This window comes from Wolbachia endosymbiont (group A) of Therophilus tumidulus, from assembly GCF_964277345.1.
GTDB classification, from domain to species: Bacteria; Pseudomonadota; Alphaproteobacteria; order Rickettsiales; family Anaplasmataceae; genus Wolbachia; species Wolbachia pipientis.
The window spans coordinates 537,735-552,986 of the sequence record NZ_OZ195515.1 but is presented as its reverse complement, the minus strand read 5'-3'; the positions used below and the strand labels follow the sequence as shown (position 1 = coordinate 552,986).

The 15,252-nt window shown below is 35.8% G+C and carries 14 protein-coding genes, 1 pseudogene and 1 riboswitch; of the genes and pseudogenes, 9 read left to right on the top strand and 6 right to left on the bottom strand.

Translation table 11 applies throughout. The features are described from left to right. The first annotated feature begins 85 nt into the window (after positions 1–85). The 9 genes and pseudogenes from ACICQD_RS02965 (at position 86) to ACICQD_RS02925 (ending at position 7,529) form a co-directional block, all read left to right on the top strand. Positions 86–607, top strand: coding sequence for an RNA polymerase sigma factor (locus ACICQD_RS02965; protein ID WP_395461538.1), 522 nt, complete (start codon positions 86–88; stop codon positions 605–607). A 58-nt stretch (positions 608–665) separates the two neighbouring features. Beyond that, entirely contained in the window at positions 666–1,475 is an 810-nt protein-coding gene (locus ACICQD_RS02960) for an ATP-binding protein (protein ID WP_395461537.1), read from the top strand. Positions 1,476–1,501: 26 nt separating this feature from the next. Beyond that, positions 1,502–2,314 (top strand): AAA family ATPase, encoded by an 813-nt coding sequence (locus tag ACICQD_RS02955; RefSeq protein WP_395461536.1) that lies wholly within the window; start codon positions 1,502–1,504, stop codon positions 2,312–2,314. A 105-nt stretch (positions 2,315–2,419) separates the two neighbouring features. Next, positions 2,420–3,246, top strand: a protein-coding gene (locus ACICQD_RS02950; RefSeq protein ID WP_395461446.1) for an IS5 family transposase whose coding sequence is annotated in 2 segments (ribosomal slippage) — positions 2,420–2,807 and positions 2,807–3,246 — 828 coding nt in all. Because the reading frame shifts where the segments join, the coding sequence is not laid out codon by codon here. Between the two features lie 16 nt (positions 3,247–3,262). After that, positions 3,263–3,385: pseudogene (locus ACICQD_RS02945) on the top strand (IS5/IS1182 family transposase); the annotation flags it as partial. A gap of 650 nt (positions 3,386–4,035) precedes the next feature. Beyond that, positions 4,036–4,578, top strand: coding sequence for an AAA family ATPase (locus ACICQD_RS02940; RefSeq protein WP_395461535.1), 543 nt, complete (start codon positions 4,036–4,038; stop codon positions 4,576–4,578). 20 nt (positions 4,579–4,598) lie between these two features. Further along, positions 4,599–5,365, top strand: a protein-coding gene (locus ACICQD_RS02935; RefSeq protein ID WP_395461506.1) for an IS5 family transposase whose coding sequence is annotated in 2 segments (ribosomal slippage) — positions 4,599–4,926 and positions 4,926–5,365 — 768 coding nt in all. Because the reading frame shifts where the segments join, the coding sequence is not laid out codon by codon here. Then, positions 5,358–5,984: an AAA family ATPase gene (locus tag ACICQD_RS02930; protein ID WP_395461816.1), complete on the top strand. Its 627-nt coding sequence runs from the start codon at positions 5,358–5,360 to the stop codon at positions 5,982–5,984. Before ACICQD_RS02935 ends, ACICQD_RS02930 begins: the two co-directional genes overlap by 8 nt. Positions 5,985–6,530: 546 nt before the next feature. Continuing rightward, the gene (locus ACICQD_RS02925; protein WP_010082654.1) at positions 6,531–7,529 is read left to right on the top strand and encodes a pyruvate dehydrogenase complex E1 component subunit beta; all 999 of its coding nucleotides are present in this window, start codon (positions 6,531–6,533) and stop codon (positions 7,527–7,529) included. On the opposite strand, the gene ACICQD_RS02920 is transcribed toward ACICQD_RS02925, so the two are convergent. The 6 genes from ACICQD_RS02920 to ACICQD_RS02895 form a co-directional block, all read right to left on the bottom strand. Next, positions 7,505–7,879, bottom strand: coding sequence for a TrbC/VirB2 family protein (locus ACICQD_RS02920; RefSeq protein WP_006279664.1), 375 nt, complete (start codon positions 7,877–7,879; stop codon positions 7,505–7,507). The genes ACICQD_RS02925 and ACICQD_RS02920 overlap by 25 nt on opposite strands. A gap of 854 nt (positions 7,880–8,733) precedes the next feature. After that, positions 8,734–10,530: a translation elongation factor 4 gene (gene lepA, locus ACICQD_RS02915; protein WP_395461534.1), complete on the bottom strand. Its 1,797-nt coding sequence runs from the start codon at positions 10,528–10,530 to the stop codon at positions 8,734–8,736. Between the two features lie 75 nt (positions 10,531–10,605). Beyond that, on the bottom strand, positions 10,606–12,000 hold the full coding sequence (locus ACICQD_RS02910; RefSeq protein WP_395461533.1) for a malonyl-CoA decarboxylase: 1,395 nt from the start codon (positions 11,998–12,000) through the stop codon (positions 10,606–10,608). A gap of 1,290 nt (positions 12,001–13,290) precedes the next feature. Beyond that, complete coding sequence (locus tag ACICQD_RS02905) at positions 13,291–13,983, bottom strand: thiamine diphosphokinase (RefSeq protein WP_010962623.1); 693 nt, start codon at positions 13,981–13,983, stop codon at positions 13,291–13,293. Then, entirely contained in the window at positions 13,964–14,239 is a 276-nt protein-coding gene (locus tag ACICQD_RS02900) for a SemiSWEET family sugar transporter (RefSeq protein ID WP_006280002.1), read from the bottom strand. Before ACICQD_RS02900 ends, ACICQD_RS02905 begins: the two co-directional genes overlap by 20 nt. After that, positions 14,228–14,330, bottom strand: a riboswitch (TPP riboswitch). Its footprint overlaps the gene before it by 12 nt. A gap of 76 nt (positions 14,331–14,406) precedes the next feature. Next, positions 14,407–15,252 (bottom strand): SPFH domain-containing protein, encoded by an 846-nt coding sequence (locus ACICQD_RS02895; RefSeq protein ID WP_010962624.1) that lies wholly within the window; start codon positions 15,250–15,252, stop codon positions 14,407–14,409.

Below are 15,252 nucleotides of genomic sequence, written 5' to 3'. Positions count from 1 at the left end.
ATAGGGGAACGAGTTTTTCCCATGCCCTGCAAGATTAGGTCAATAGACTTCATCCTTAAGCCATATAACTGTTTATGGAGCTTCTATGAAGTCTAAAAATAAATACTCTAAGATTAATTATACATTAGTTAAGAAGGTAAGAGATTATGCTAAATACATGAAGTCTTTTAGATGTTTTGCCCATGACACTCTTGAAGATATAGAACAAGAACTTTTTTGTGAGATTTGGCCTTGTCTCAAGCAACACGAAAAAAGTAAAAGTAGTTTTTCCTACTTCGCAGACAAAGTGGTCAAAAATCGTGTCGTTAATCTTATAAACAGAAAACAACGTATGAAATATGGTGGAGATATTGCCTTTCTTGACAATGAAACCTTGGATAGTTTGGTTGATGAAAATTGTGATTTTGAAAGCAAAGTTGCAGCATGTTCAGATGTTGAAGATTTGATTAAACAATTACCACCACATTGGCAAGATCTTTGTAACAAACTTCAAGTCTATAATATAGCTGAAGTTTCTGAAATTACTGGTTTATCGAGAACAACCATCTACAAGATTCTCAAGCGAATAAGTAAGAAATTTCCACACCTGAAAATTTATATTTCGTAAAAAACAGTGAACACATATGCGCTAAATGTTGAACTTATATATATAGGGGGTGAGAACTATGACTCTAAAAATAATAAGTAACGAAGAAAGAGTAAAAACAGTAACAGGTGTAAAAATGGTAATCTTTGGACCTTATGGAATCGGCAAAACTAGTCTACTTAAAACTCTCGATGAGTCGACAACACTCTGTCTTGATTTTGAAGCAGGGCTTTTAGCAGTTCAGGACTGGAAAGGAGATTCAACTGAGATTCGCACTTGGAATGAAGCAAGAGATATTGCTTGTCTTATTGGTGGTCCCAATCCCGCATTGAGATCTGATCAGGCATATAGTCAAAGGCACTATGAGCATGTATCTGGCAAGTACAAAGATCTTCTTTCGGAGATTTCTAAATATCGCTCTATCTTTATCGACAGTATAACTGTTGCATCACGTTTATGTCTTTTATGGGCAAGGATGCAACCTGAAGCTTTTTCCGATAGATCGGGAAGGGAAGACAAAAGAGCTGCTTACGGCACACTTGCTCAGGAGATGATGGCTTGGCTCAATCAGTTTCAGCATATTCGGGATAAAGACATCATCATAGTTGGTACATTAGGTCAGTATCTTGATGATTGCAATCGTCCAACCTGGCTACCTCAATGTGAAGGGGCTAAAACTGCCAGTGAACTCCCTGGAATTGTTGATGAAGTAATCAGCATGGTTGGGATCAAGAAAGATGATGGTACAGAAGTACGTTCATTTGTCTGTCAGACGATTAATTCTTGGGGATATCCAGCTAAAGATCGTAGCGGTTGCCTGAATATGATTGAAGAACCGCATCTGGGAAAATTACTTATGAAAATTAAAGCCGTTTCTACTGCTGCCTAAATTTAATCTCAAAATCGGAGAATAATATGGAACAAAACCTTTTCACCATTAGTCAAAAAATTCCTTTTTTCAATGTAAAAGAGTATTTAAGTGACCCAACACCGATACCAGAAGACATCATATATCCAAGGATACTAACCCCGAGAGGTTTATTGGTATTTGGTGGCCCACCTAAAATCGGCAAAAGTGATTTTCTAATTTCATGGCTCATGCACATGGCAGCAGGAGTTTCATTTCTGGGTATGACTCCAAGTCGTCCTATGAAAGTTCTCTGTCTGCAGACTGAAATTGATGATGGATATTTAAAAGAGCGTCTACAAGAGTTAAAACTTGATAAAGAGCTTTTGGATATTGGTGCAAACAACTTCATGATCACGCCAAGAGTACAACTATCGTTTAGTAGTGAAGAGATAGATGAAATAAAAAACTCTCTGGAGGAAAAATGTTTTAAACCTAATATTATTGCCATAGATCCTCTACGAAATATCTTTAATTCAGGTGAATATGGTAATGAGAACGATAACAGCGCTATGCTATTCTTCCTGCAAAAAACGCTTGAAAGACTGAGAAATGTTATTAATCCAGATGCCGGTATAATACTTACCCACCACACTAAAAAATTATCCAAAAAAATGCTGGAAGAAGATCCATTTCAAGGTTTAAGCGGTGCTGGGTCTTTAAGGGGCTTCTACACTACAGGTATGGTGATGTTTCGGAAGGATGAAGAAAATGACGATGAAAAAACCGCATGTCAAATAGTTTTTGAGTTACGCAATGGAAACCGTGTTCTGCGCAAGACTGTCGACAAGATAGATGGTCGCTGGCAGTTAATGGAATAACTGATTTCAACTTTATTATGGGAGTATTTATGTTACAGGATTTAACTAGACTTCTTTCGAAACTAGGATAAAGCAGTAAAAATAGTAATTTTGAGGTAAGGAGAAATGAAGTATGAAATAGTGAAAGAGCTCGATAAAGGGGAGTTTCGTCGACTAACAGGAGTAAAGAGATCAACATTTAACAAAATGGTAGGGATTTTATGTGAAGAAAATAAAAAAAAGAAAGCCAAAGGAGGAAGGAAAAATAAGCTAAACGAGGAGAATATGCTGCTCATGGTATTAGAATACTTACGAGAATACCGTACATATTTTCACATAAGTCAAAGTTATGGAGTAAGTGAAAGTACGGCATATAAAACTGTAAAATGGGTAGAGGATACTCTAATACAACACCAAGATTTCGCATTGCCAGGACGAAAAGAACTCCTAAAAAGCGACGTGAAATATGAGATTTTGGTGATTGATGCAACGGAAACACCTGTAGAGAGACCAAAAAAAAGCAGAAAAGATTTTATTCAGGAAAGAAGAAAAAACATACGCTAAAAACACAAATAATTGCAGAAAAGAAGAGCAAGAAAATTATTTGTACGTCATTTTCAAACGGGAGAAAGCATGACTTTCGGCTTTTCAAGGAGTCAAAAGTGCATGTATCAGAAGGTATAAAAGTTTTAGCCGATGCTGGCTATAGAGGTTTTCAGAAAATTCACAAAAATGTCGAGTTGCCACACAGAAGGATGAAAAAGAGTCCCTTAATTAAGGAAAAAAAGGTAGAAAATCGGGAGCTAGCAAGCAAAAGAGTAGTAGTTGAGAATGTAATTGGTCTGTTAAAAAGATTCAAAATTATTGCAGACAGATACCGCAATCGGAGAAAACGTTTTGGCTTGAGATTCAATTTAATAGCAGGAATTCACAATTTTGAGCTGTCTATATGAGTTTCGAAAGAGGTCTAATGTAATTGGTCTGTTAAAAAGATTCAAAATTATTGCAGACAGATACCGCAATCGGAGAAAACGTTTTGGCTTGAGATTCAATTTAATAGCAGGAATTCACAATTTTGAGCTGTCTATATGAGTTTCGAAAGAGGTCTACTGTCTTCATTTCTTCTTGGTTGTAATATTGCTGAAAGTTATCTATTTCCATAGGTATAACATATAATCTGATTTTATAAGATATTCTACCGGGATTAAAATATCGTAAATCTTAGGCGTTATAAACAAAATTTACAGGAAAAATAAGATGATACTACTCAAAAAGGCAAACAAGACGGTATTTTTCTGGCATAAGTTAGCGTTCAGCTTTACCTTTCCTTGCAAGACATTTTAGAGCTATTATGTCTTACTTCTTGAAGATACAAGTTAGCGTTTTTAACCCGAATTCTGGATTGGAGATTAAAAAAAACAAGAATATCAATAGCTTATTGTTTTAGCATTTACGATAAAGCAGTAAGCATTTTAAGACTAGTTACTAATTTAGTAAAATTCAAGACTTTCAATAATTTACCTAAAATCTAATCCAGAATTCGGGTTAATAATAAAATCTTGTTTTTTGAAAATGAATTTGGTAAACTTTAAAGATGTATGTGACAATATGGTGATATATTGTTTTTAGTATTTAATAAATTAAAGTACGTACTTGATAATTTTTCTGAACGCTCTAATCAAGCTAAAATAGGTAAGCTAGATAAAATTATTCTTAGTTTAAAATTGGTATAAGGTATTAAGATGAAAAAAATTGAAATTTCAGAATTACTAAAAAGAATTGCAATCTGTTTACTATGCGTGGCAACTATTGTCTCTATCGCTTTTTTGTTTGCCTATATGCATACAATGTTGCTCAGTAAAGGGTATGAGTTAGCTGCACATTACGTTAGTGAAGCTATGCCTTGTGTGTTACTTGTCGTTTTCTTTTTTATTGCTTGGTTTATATATGATCAAATATTCAGCAAACTAAAGGAAGTAGAGCTGCCTATATCAATAGAATTAGCTAATTCAGATGATAAAAGAACAACATTTGCTGATGCTATAATTGATGACTCCTTAAAACAACGGTTGCAGATGATTTGCTGTGACCAAATGACAGAAGAAATGCGCAAGCTGTTTGGAAATAAAAGTATTAATTCACTAAGAGGTTACATATTACATGGCCCTCCTGGAAATGGTAAAACACTTATCGCTCGTGCAATTGCAGGTGAATCAAATATGAATTTCATAAGCATCTCAGAGCCTGTCTTGAAAAGAAATGAGAAAGAGGATATGATGAGATAAGTAAAAAATAGTAGGTAAAAATGTATCCAAGTGATATAAGTGACAAAGAATGGGAAATTTTGGAGCCAAGTGTTGCACAAGGTGCAATAGGACGGCCAAGAAAGCACAATATTAGAACAATTATTAATGCAATAAGATACATAATGAAAGGTGGTTGCCAGTGGAGAATGCTGCCAAAAGATTTTCCGCCATGGAAAACGGTGTATGATTATTTTCTCAGGTGGCGTAATAGTGGCAAATTGGAAGAAATACACGATATGTTAGTAAAAAAGGTAAGAAAAATGGTTGGCAAAAATGAAATACCTTCGGTAGGAATAATTGATAGTCAATCAGTGAAAACCACTCAAAAAGGGGATCCAGAGGATATGATGCTGGCAAGAAAATAAAGGGTAGAAAACGTCACATCATTGTGGATACAATAGGCCTAATTATTACAGCTGATGTTCATAGTGCAGGCATTCAAGATCGTGATGGTGCTCTAAATCTTTTTACTCAAGCTAAACGAAAAGCTCCAACGCTACAAAGGTTTCTCGCTGATCAGGGATATATTGGTAAATTGCAAAATTACTGTTTATTGAAAACAGGATGTTTATTGACGATTACTAAAAAAGCAGCTGATGCTGTAGGATTTCAAGTTATTCCTAAACGGTGGATTGTTGAAAGAACTTTTGCTTGGCTTTCCAATTTTAGACGTATGAGCAAGGATTATGAGCATTCTCCTCTTACTTCAAAAACTAATATCTCCTTTAATATGATTACTATTATGCTTGCTAAATTAGCTGCTTAGTTCCTTTCAAGACAGGTTCTCAGGTCCTGAACTTATTGGAGTATATATTGGTCATGGTGCACATGCTGTACGCGAGCTTTTTAAAATAGCAAAAAAATATTCTCCTTGTATAGTCTTTATAGATGAAATAGATGCAGTTGCTCAAAAAAGAAGTACCGCTAATAACTCAGCTTACCATTGTCGAGAGAGTTTAACACAGTTGTTAACTGAAATAGATGGATTTAAGAGCAGAAAAGATATAATGGTAATTGGTGCAACTAACCTTATCGGTGGTATAGATCCAGCACTTATTAGACCTGGACGTTTAGGTCAGAAGGTTTATGTCCCTAATCCAAACATAGAGGTGAGACAAAAGATATTGGCACTTTATATGCGAGGTACAAAAACTGATGAAAAGCTAAGCCTCCAAGACATTGCAGACAAGACTGAAGGCTATTCTGGGGCTGAGTTAGAGCAATTAGTGAATGAAGCAAAAATTAGCGCTGGTGCGCAAAGACGGCTTATAGTGAGTGAGGAAGATTTCAGTTACGCGCTTCACGTGTTAAGTCCAGAACAAGAAAGAAGGTTGGGTTCAAACAAGTGGACACAGACAAAAGAAACTTCTTTTATACAGCATTAACATAAAAATTGAAATTATAGAAGTGTAGTTGAGCCAACCTTCGTTATTCTTATTATTACCCACAAATAAAGACATGGTATTGCATTTACTCAAATAATTTAATTTTATTAACCTGAAAGCTTACTGGATTAAAATTATTAAATTAAGAGTTATAATTTTAGCAACTAAAAGCTGTAAATTGCACCATATAAACAGTTATTTCAAGCAAAAGTCATACTGACCTTAGCCAGAAAAAGTGGTGGAAAAGTTAGGAATGTTTTTTACAAAAAAAGACAGTATCAATAAAAAGGATTTTATTCTATTTGAAATATAAAATTATCATGAATTTTTCTGTTATTCCCAAGTGAATTATTATTAACTTAGCAGTATATATTATTAAAAACACAAGCAATACAATCATTTTTAGCAACCAAAACCAGCAAGCGTGAGAAGATTTTTTTTTGGAATGAGTTGGTCATGATGTTTGTAAAACTTAATTTGTACACTTTACTTACCCCCAGTAATTCTGATATAGTTACTTTAGTTAAAGTCTATAAAAGTTTATAAATGGCAACCTTAAGTGTAAGAGAAGCTTTATGCACAGCAATTAGAGAAGAAATGCAAAACGACTCTGATGTGCTTATCATGGGTGAAGAAGTTGCAGAGTATGATGGTGCTTATAAAGTAACGAAAGGATTACTGAAAGAGTTTGGAGAAAACAGAGTAGTTGATACGCCTATTACCGAACATGGATTTGCTGGCCTTGCTGTTGGAGCGGCATTTGCTGGATTAAAGCCAATAGTCGAGTTTATGACTTTTAATTTTTCTATGCAAGCTATTGACCAAATTGTGAATTCCGCAGCAAAAACAAATTATATGTCAGGCGGACAACTTGGATGCCCTATAGTATTTCGTGGACCAAATGGCGCTGCAGCAAGAGTTGCTGCACAACATTCTCAATGCTTTGCAGCTTGGTATTCGCATATACCGGGGTTAAAAGTAATAGCACCCTATTTTGCCTCAGATTGCAGAGGTCTGCTTAAAGCTGCAATTCGTGACCCTAATCCGGTAATATTTCTAGAAAACGAAATAGCTTATGGACATGAGCATGAAGTTTCTGACTCTGAGCTATCAAACAAAGATTATCTACTTGAGATAGGCAAAGCTGCTGTTATACGGGAAGGAAAGGATGTAACTATCACTGCTTTTTCATTAAAATTAATGGATGCCTTAAATGCAGCAGATTTACTTTCGAGTAAAGGTATAGAAGCTGAAGTTATTGACCTCAGAACCTTAAGACCACTTGACACTCAAACTGTTATTAACTCTATTCAGAAGACTAATAGGTTAGTTAGTGTAGAAGAAGGATGGCCATTTGCAGGAATAGGAGCAGAGCTGTCAGCCGTTGTTATGGAACAAGGATTTGACTACCTTGATGCTCCAGTTGTACGTGTAACTGGCAAGGACATCCCCTTACCTTACGCTGCAAATCTAGAAAAAAAAGCATTACCGCAAGTGGAAGATATAGTTGAAGCCGTGCATCAGGTCTGTTTTAGAAAAAAATAGTTCTTTTTTGTGTCTCCTGTTCCGCATTGGTCCATCAAAGAAGTATTTCCAGTGCCGCCTATACCACCCATTACTTTTATGACGATAGTTTTAGCACCGAAAAATACAGCACAAAATATACCGAGTGCAAAAAGAGCTGGCCATGGCATTCTACCAAATATCGCAAGCAAAGCTGCACCTATTATCACTACGGTCATAAGTGGTCCGCCTATTCCCCAAACGTAGCCAATAATGTTACATATTACTTGAGCAGTTGTATCAGTATTAGTGTCAGCGGCAGCACTCCCAACATGAGAAAAAGAAATAAATAATACTATAAAAAGAATATTAAAAACTTTCCTAGGGTTCATCTCTATACCTTAAATTTAGATATTGCAATTATACCTAAAATACTATAATTTTTAGTAAAACTAGCATAAAGATTGAATAACAAACGGTGCCACAAAAGTAGTTGATACACAACTGCACAAATATTGTAATATAGACATAGTAAACGATATTATTCCAGTGCTTGACGCTGGAATCCAGACTTTAATTGTTATATTTGTAAATAAGTCTGGAACGTTCATCTCAAATGCAGTATTTTTGTTGAAATAGCTCAACTGGATCCCAGTGTCAAGCACTGGGATGACAGCAGTCCTACGTCATACCGCCGCGGTATCTCAGCCGCTAACAAGTAGCGGGATGACGGTTGTCGTTTAGCCATAAACATTAAGAAATTTACCAAATGGAAAAAAAAGGCAAAAGAAGCCCCGTGGTTGGCTAATTACTTACATTATACTTTCAAGTATGGCGTTTTTTTATTCTAAATGCTTAATAACCGCGATTCAGTTGCTTTTAAACCGCAACTAATCTAAATTAGAAACATTAAGAAATTTACTAAACAGAAAAAAAGGCAAAAGAAACCCTAGGGTAGCTAGTTATTCACTATCCATTTTTTAAGTTGGCGTTTTTTTATGTTTTAAACGCTTTATAAGCGCGTTTCAGCTTATGTAGGTAGAAGTTTGATAAGACATAAGGTGCACATAGTGCAAAAAATTAAACATGAGACGCCAGATACGTGAGTTTTTTTGTCATTTAATCTGTACAGAGAAGATAAATAAATAGCTTCATTTTCATGATAAGGGGGCTGGCGGAGTTTGTCAAGTAAGTTTTTTCGTTTCTAACGGTTGTTGCCAAAAACTATACAAGAAGTCTTTTAAGATCAATCACTTATCTTCAAGGCTTGAATAAAAGCATTCTGTGGAATATTTACGTTCCCTATAGAATGTAACCTTTTTTTACCCTTCTTTTGCTTTTCAAGTAGTTTCATTCTTCGCGTTACATCTCCACCATAGAGTTTAGCTGTTACATCTTTTCTATATGGATTAATAGTTTCTCTGGCAATAATTTTTCCGCCCACTGCCGCTTGAATCGCGATTTTATATTGCTGACGTGGTATTAGATCCTTCAAGCGTGCACATATTTCACGCCCCCTTTTTTCTGCCCTACTTTTGTGAACAATACAGGCTAATGCATCTACGGGCTCTCCATTAATTAAAAAGCTTAATTTATCTATTTGGCTTACCAGATAGCTGGAAATTTCCCAATCTAAGCTTGCATATCCTTTGGAAATTGATTTTAATCGATCATAAAAGTCAAAAACAACTTCAGACAGTGGTAATTTATATCTTAACAATGCTGTTGTTGTGTTACCAATGTAAGATAAATCCTCCTGTTCTCCCCTCCTTTCTTCACATAGAGATAGAATCTCTCCCAAGTATTGGTCAGGGACCATTATGGTTGCAGTAATCCATGGTTCTTCCACAATTTCAATTTTCGTTGGATCTGGCATATCACTTGGGTTATGAATATTCAAAATTTCACCACTTCGTGTTGTAACCCTATATATAACACTCGGTGCAGTTGCTGTTAGGTCTAAATCAAACTCTCTCTCGAGTCTTTCTTGAATAACTTCAAGATGCAACATTCCCAAAAAACCACAACGAAATCCATAGCCTAGTGCATTTGAAGTTTCAGCTTCGAAGGTAAAACTTGCATCATTTAAATGTAACTTCTCTAGAGCTTCCCTTAGATATTTAAAATCATCCGTTTTGTGAGGGAAAATGCTACAAAATACCACAGGATGCACTTCTTTAAATCCAGGAAGTGCTTCACTACAAGGTCTCTTTTCCTCAGTGATAGTGTCTCCTACCTTGCAGTCTGCTACTTCCTTCATTGAAGCAGTTATAAAACCAACTTCACCCGCTGAAAGTTCACCCGTCATCACTTTTTTAGGGGTGAAAATACCGATATTATCTATCTGATATGTAGCATTATTAGACATCATAACAATTCTCATGCCTTTTTTTAGCACTCCATTTTTAACTCGCACTAAAATTACTACTCCTAAGTAAGTGTCATACCAACTATCAACCAAAATTGCTTGCAATGGAGCATTTACATCACCTTGAGGAGCTGGAAGTTTTGCTACTATTGCTTCCAGTACATCTTTTATTCCAAGTCCAGTTTTTGCTGATATTAAAACTGACTCACTTGCGTCAATACCAATTATTTCCTCAACCTGGAGTTTTACCCCTTCTGGATCTGCAGCAGGAAGATCAACTTTATTGAGCACAACTATTATTTCATGGTTGTTGTCAATAGCTTTATATACATTTGCAAGGGTTTGTGCTTCAACGCCCTGGCTACTATCTACCACTAAAAGTGAACCTTCACATGCGGCTAAGCTTCGGCTTACCTCGTAAGAAAAGTCAACGTGACCTGGGGTGTCCATGAGATTTAGGCAATATTGATTACCGTCGTTTGCCGTATAATTAAGTTTTACCGTCTGTGCTTTAATTGTAATGCCACGTTCACGCTCTATATCCATTGAATCGAGTATTTGATTGATCATTTCTCTTGCTTCAAGGCCGTTACATTCCTCTATTAAACGGTCAGCAAGCGTTGACTTACCGTGGTCTATATGCGCTATTATTGCAAAATTTCTTATGTTGTTCATTTATGGCTATTTTACTTAAGTAGAACCATTTTACATTTTAAGTGTTGTGAGGGCAATCCTTTATTAAGAGACTATTTACTCCTTCAACATAGACGACACTTTTTTCGAGCAGGAAATCACTTTATTAACCATATAGTTTTCATGATTATTATCTATTTTAGGCAACTCATATAGATAATTTACCATCATCCCGGCTGACTGACTAATACCCTTTTCAGAAGTATCCGCCATCCAGTTTAATTGTTTTATTGATGCGCCATTGCTTAAATGAAAATGCGCCACCGGGTCATAAGTATTTCCATTACTATTATTCACTTTTAGTAAATAATATGCACATAGTTTAAGCATGCATTGTTTAGTTTCATTTATACATTCAACGTTAATTTTTAATTGCTCTGCACTTTCTAAAATTTCTGCACTAGATTGTTTTATATTTAGTTTGCCCAATAAAGTGACATCTTGGTTTAGATTGTTTTTTAGCCATTTCGTAAAGCCAGGTATTGGAGAAAGAGTTGCATATGTTTTTATACTTTTAAACTCCTGTGATAGCTTTTCTACAACCCTTTTGATCAAAAAATTACCAAGGCTGATTCCAGATAACCCTGCTTGAGTGTTTGATATTGAATAGAATATAGCAGTGCTTGCATTACTCGGATCATTTGAAGGTACTGACTCATCTAAAAGGTGTTGAATGCTATCTGCAATCTTATCCACCAATGCAACCTCTACAAAAATTAGAGGTTCGTTTGGTATCTTGTAATGAAAAAAAGCAAAACAGAGACCCAGCCTGTTTTTTAAGTCATCCCAAGAGGAAATTTTATGCACAGCTTCATATTTTATAAGTTTTTCTAGCAATGATGCAGGTGAATCCCAAGTGATTTGACGAAGATCGAGTAGATCAACATCAACCCAAGTATAGAGTATATTTTTTAATTCGTTCTCTAGTGGATTCAAGCTTCTATGTTGGTTTTTTAGCTTAAGCACATCAGAACGCATATCAACAATAAACTTAAGGCCTTCTGGTAAAGAAATAAATTGCTTCAATATTTTAGAACGCGGTGATTCAAGAATTTTTATTAAATCCTGTTCAAATTTATAGTTTAACTCGGGATCTTGGTTTTTCTTATACTCTCTAATTTTCTCATCTATTTCCGCTTTATTCGGATTAAATTTTTCTGCCAGGGTTTGTAGAAATTTTATTTTACCTTTCTCTGATAAGCTTAAGTACAAGTTACCAAGAGATACAGCGTTTTTACGTGCTGAAACCTCCCCTCCCTTTGGATTTAAGCACTCGTTCATCTTCAAGACTAAACTATCGATATCGCGACTGTTGCTTAAATCAGGACTGATGTTACCAATCCACGATCTTACAGCATCTGCCACTCCACCTAGTATTTTAAAAAAGCTTCTTACCGCCTTTTTGTCTTCAACTTTCACTATATCAGTTTTTACCAATGATTCTTTTGTCATAGATTCCCTTTATTATACATAGCTAATGCAAGTCAGGGTCATACCGCCGCGTTATCCCGCTAACAAGCAGCGGGATGACGGTTGTCGGTAAACCCAAGTTATTTTAGCTACATATAGCTTAAGTTAAAGGAAAATTTTAGCTACATAGCAGGCACTATTACTGAATTATTAATAATTCAGTAATACAATAGACTTCTTGCACTACCTCCCAAGCCACAACTGTCATTCAGTAGAAACGAAAAAACTTGCTTGACAAACTCCGCCAGCCCACTTATCATGAAACTGAAGCTATTGTATTTGCTTTCGCCAATCTGCAGATTAAAAGGTAAGGATTACTTAATGTATCGGCGTCTTATGTTCAATTTTTTGCAGTATATAGATACTGTATGTCTTTACAAAACTTCATCTACATCTAGATTTTTATCTAAATAAGCTGAACGCGCTTATAAAGCGTTACAAGACATCAAAAAATGCCAATACTCGACAGAGATAGTAAAAGACTAGCTAACTCGGGGATTCTTTGTCTTTTTTTCTGCTTAGTAAATTTCTTAAACATTTGCAGCGTAGGTTAGTTGCAATTAAAAGCGGCTGAATCTCGCTTGTCAAGCGTTTAAAACATAAAAAACGCCAATATTTTAAAGCGGATAATAACCTCAGGGCTTCTTTTGCCTTTTTTTTCGTTTGGTAAATTTCTTAATGTTTATAGCTAAACGACAATCGTCATCCCGCTGCTTGTTAGCGGGATCTATGTTAAGGTATAGTAGGGGATCTATGTTAAGAGATACCGCGAATGAATCGCGGTATGACGGTGTAATGATGGTTAAGTAATTCGTCATCCCGCTGCTTGTTAGCGGGATCTAGAGATACCGCGAATGAATCGCGGTATGACGGTTCGCGGCGGCGTGACGATAAGCTCGTCATCCCGCTACGTGTTAGCGGGATCTATGCTTTGAGATACCGCGAATGAATCGCGGTATGACGGTGTAGATGATGGTTAAGTAATTCGTCATCCCGCTGCTTGTTAGCGGGATCTATGTTAAGGTATGACGGTTAAGTAAGGGATCTATGTTAAGAGATACCGCGAATGAATCGCGGTATGACGGTGTAATGACGGTTAAGCAATTCGTCATACCGCTGCTTGTTAGCGGCTAAGAGATACCGCGGCGGTATGACGTAGGACTGCTGTCATTCAAGTAGCTGAAACTGGAATGACACGTCATAAAGGAACCAGTGTCAGCTACTTGGATGATACCTTTTTTCTACTTAGTTTGGGTTATGCAAGAAGTCTATTTACTTCTTAACTTGACGCACATGATGTCTTGCAGCATCATCTACTGTCTCTAAATAAATCATTGCTAGACATATACCACTGTGTACTTCTACGGATACCTTATTGCCTAAACTTCGATTAAAGCAAGAATTTTTTCCCGGAAAAGCAAGATTACTAAGGTGCAGTTCCCATTTTAATCCTTTAGTTGATATTTGAGCTCTCGGTATACCAAGTAAAGATATTTTAGTATTTTTTGGCAAAGAAAAAAAATGGGTAATACCTTTTTGTAAAGTGTAACCTACCATGGGAGGTGAAGGTGTGTAAAAGATACTGCCCGTACTTAGAAAAATGTTAATATTCTGTAGTATGTGATCAATTGCTCCTCCAGTAATACCCGTTACTATTGATGGCAATAACTTTACTGTTTTTAAGTGAGCCATTGCTTTAGAAAAGTCGCAATAATCTTGATCAGGTAGATATATCGTATTCAAATTAGCACGTAAATCCAGATTTACGCTATCCAAATCTCCTACTACAAGATCAGGTTTTACGCCAATTGATAGAAGCTTGTTTGCTCCTCCATCTACAGCAATAATAGGTATATCTCGTTTAAAAAACGATGAGCTCGGTATTTTTCCATTTAGCACTACAATAGAACGATATTGTTGTTGTGTACTGCAGTGCAGCACATGATCATGGTGCAGGTTTTGCATCGTAGTAACATTTTTGAATAATTGATATTATGCTAATCACTAATCCAGCAATATTGCTAAGCACCACAAAAATTGAGCTCTGGTAAAGACCATAGCCAATCCAAGACAATGAACAAATAAGATAGTTTACTAACATTAACATCGATACATCACGAGTAACTTTAGTGATATATGCTTTATATACTTGAGGTGATAATCCAATTAGAGATGCAATTAACGCAATGAAGCCGAAGCATTCTTCAATATTTATATACATACATTTTCCTACGCTTGCTTTAACAATATCAGGTTCAAAGGGTTGTACTTTATGTACTCTCAGCTTTTCTAGAGCACCCCTAATGCGTGTAATTTATAACATCATTTAGTCTATTAATCAAGAAATTAATAGTGACTTGCATTTATGAAACCCAATCGGCTTCTATGCTAATTATTATCTAAACTAATCGTCGGTTGTGCATCTTGCTCAGAGATTAGGGCAACCAACAAATTATTTATCAATTGAACCTTTTGCTTGCCATCTAATTGTAAGCTTTTGTTTTTTTCAAAATGAGCTATTACTTCCTCGACAATTCCTATTGCATTTTGCACTATATGCCTTCTTGCCGAAGTGATAGCATGTGCTTGTTGACGCCTTAACATTGCTTGTGCAATCTCGGACGAATACGCCAAATGCGATATTCTTGCTTCTGTAATCTCAATTCCTGCAATATCTAATCTTTGTTGTAACATTGACCGCAATTCATCTGAAATTTTATCAGAATTTTTACGTAAAGATTCCTCATTGCTCTCGCTGTCATACGGATAATTGCTCGCCAATTCTCTAATTACCGAGTCACTTTGTACAAAAACAAATTCGTGATAGTTGTTAACATTATAATACGCCTTTGCAGGACTGCTCACTCTCCAAACAATTACTGCAGAAATCTCTATTGGACTTCCATTTGCATCATTAACTTTTATTTTTTCTGTGTTAATATTCTGAAATTTTAGGGAAACTATATATTTGCTTGAAAAGGGAAGCGTTACACATATTCCAGACTTAAAATAAGTTCCAATATAATGACCAAAAAATTCTATCACTCTTGCTTCATTAGGGTCATTAATAAAAAATCCTTGAAGAAAAGTCAAAATTGAAACGGCAGCAACTCCAAGTGCAATTGTGCTGTCATATGCCAAAAAAAGCAGCGATAAAATTAATCCTAGCGCTATTAGTACAGGAAAAGCCCGAATTTGACTCAAATTTCTATCGTTTATCGTATTCTTATCCAT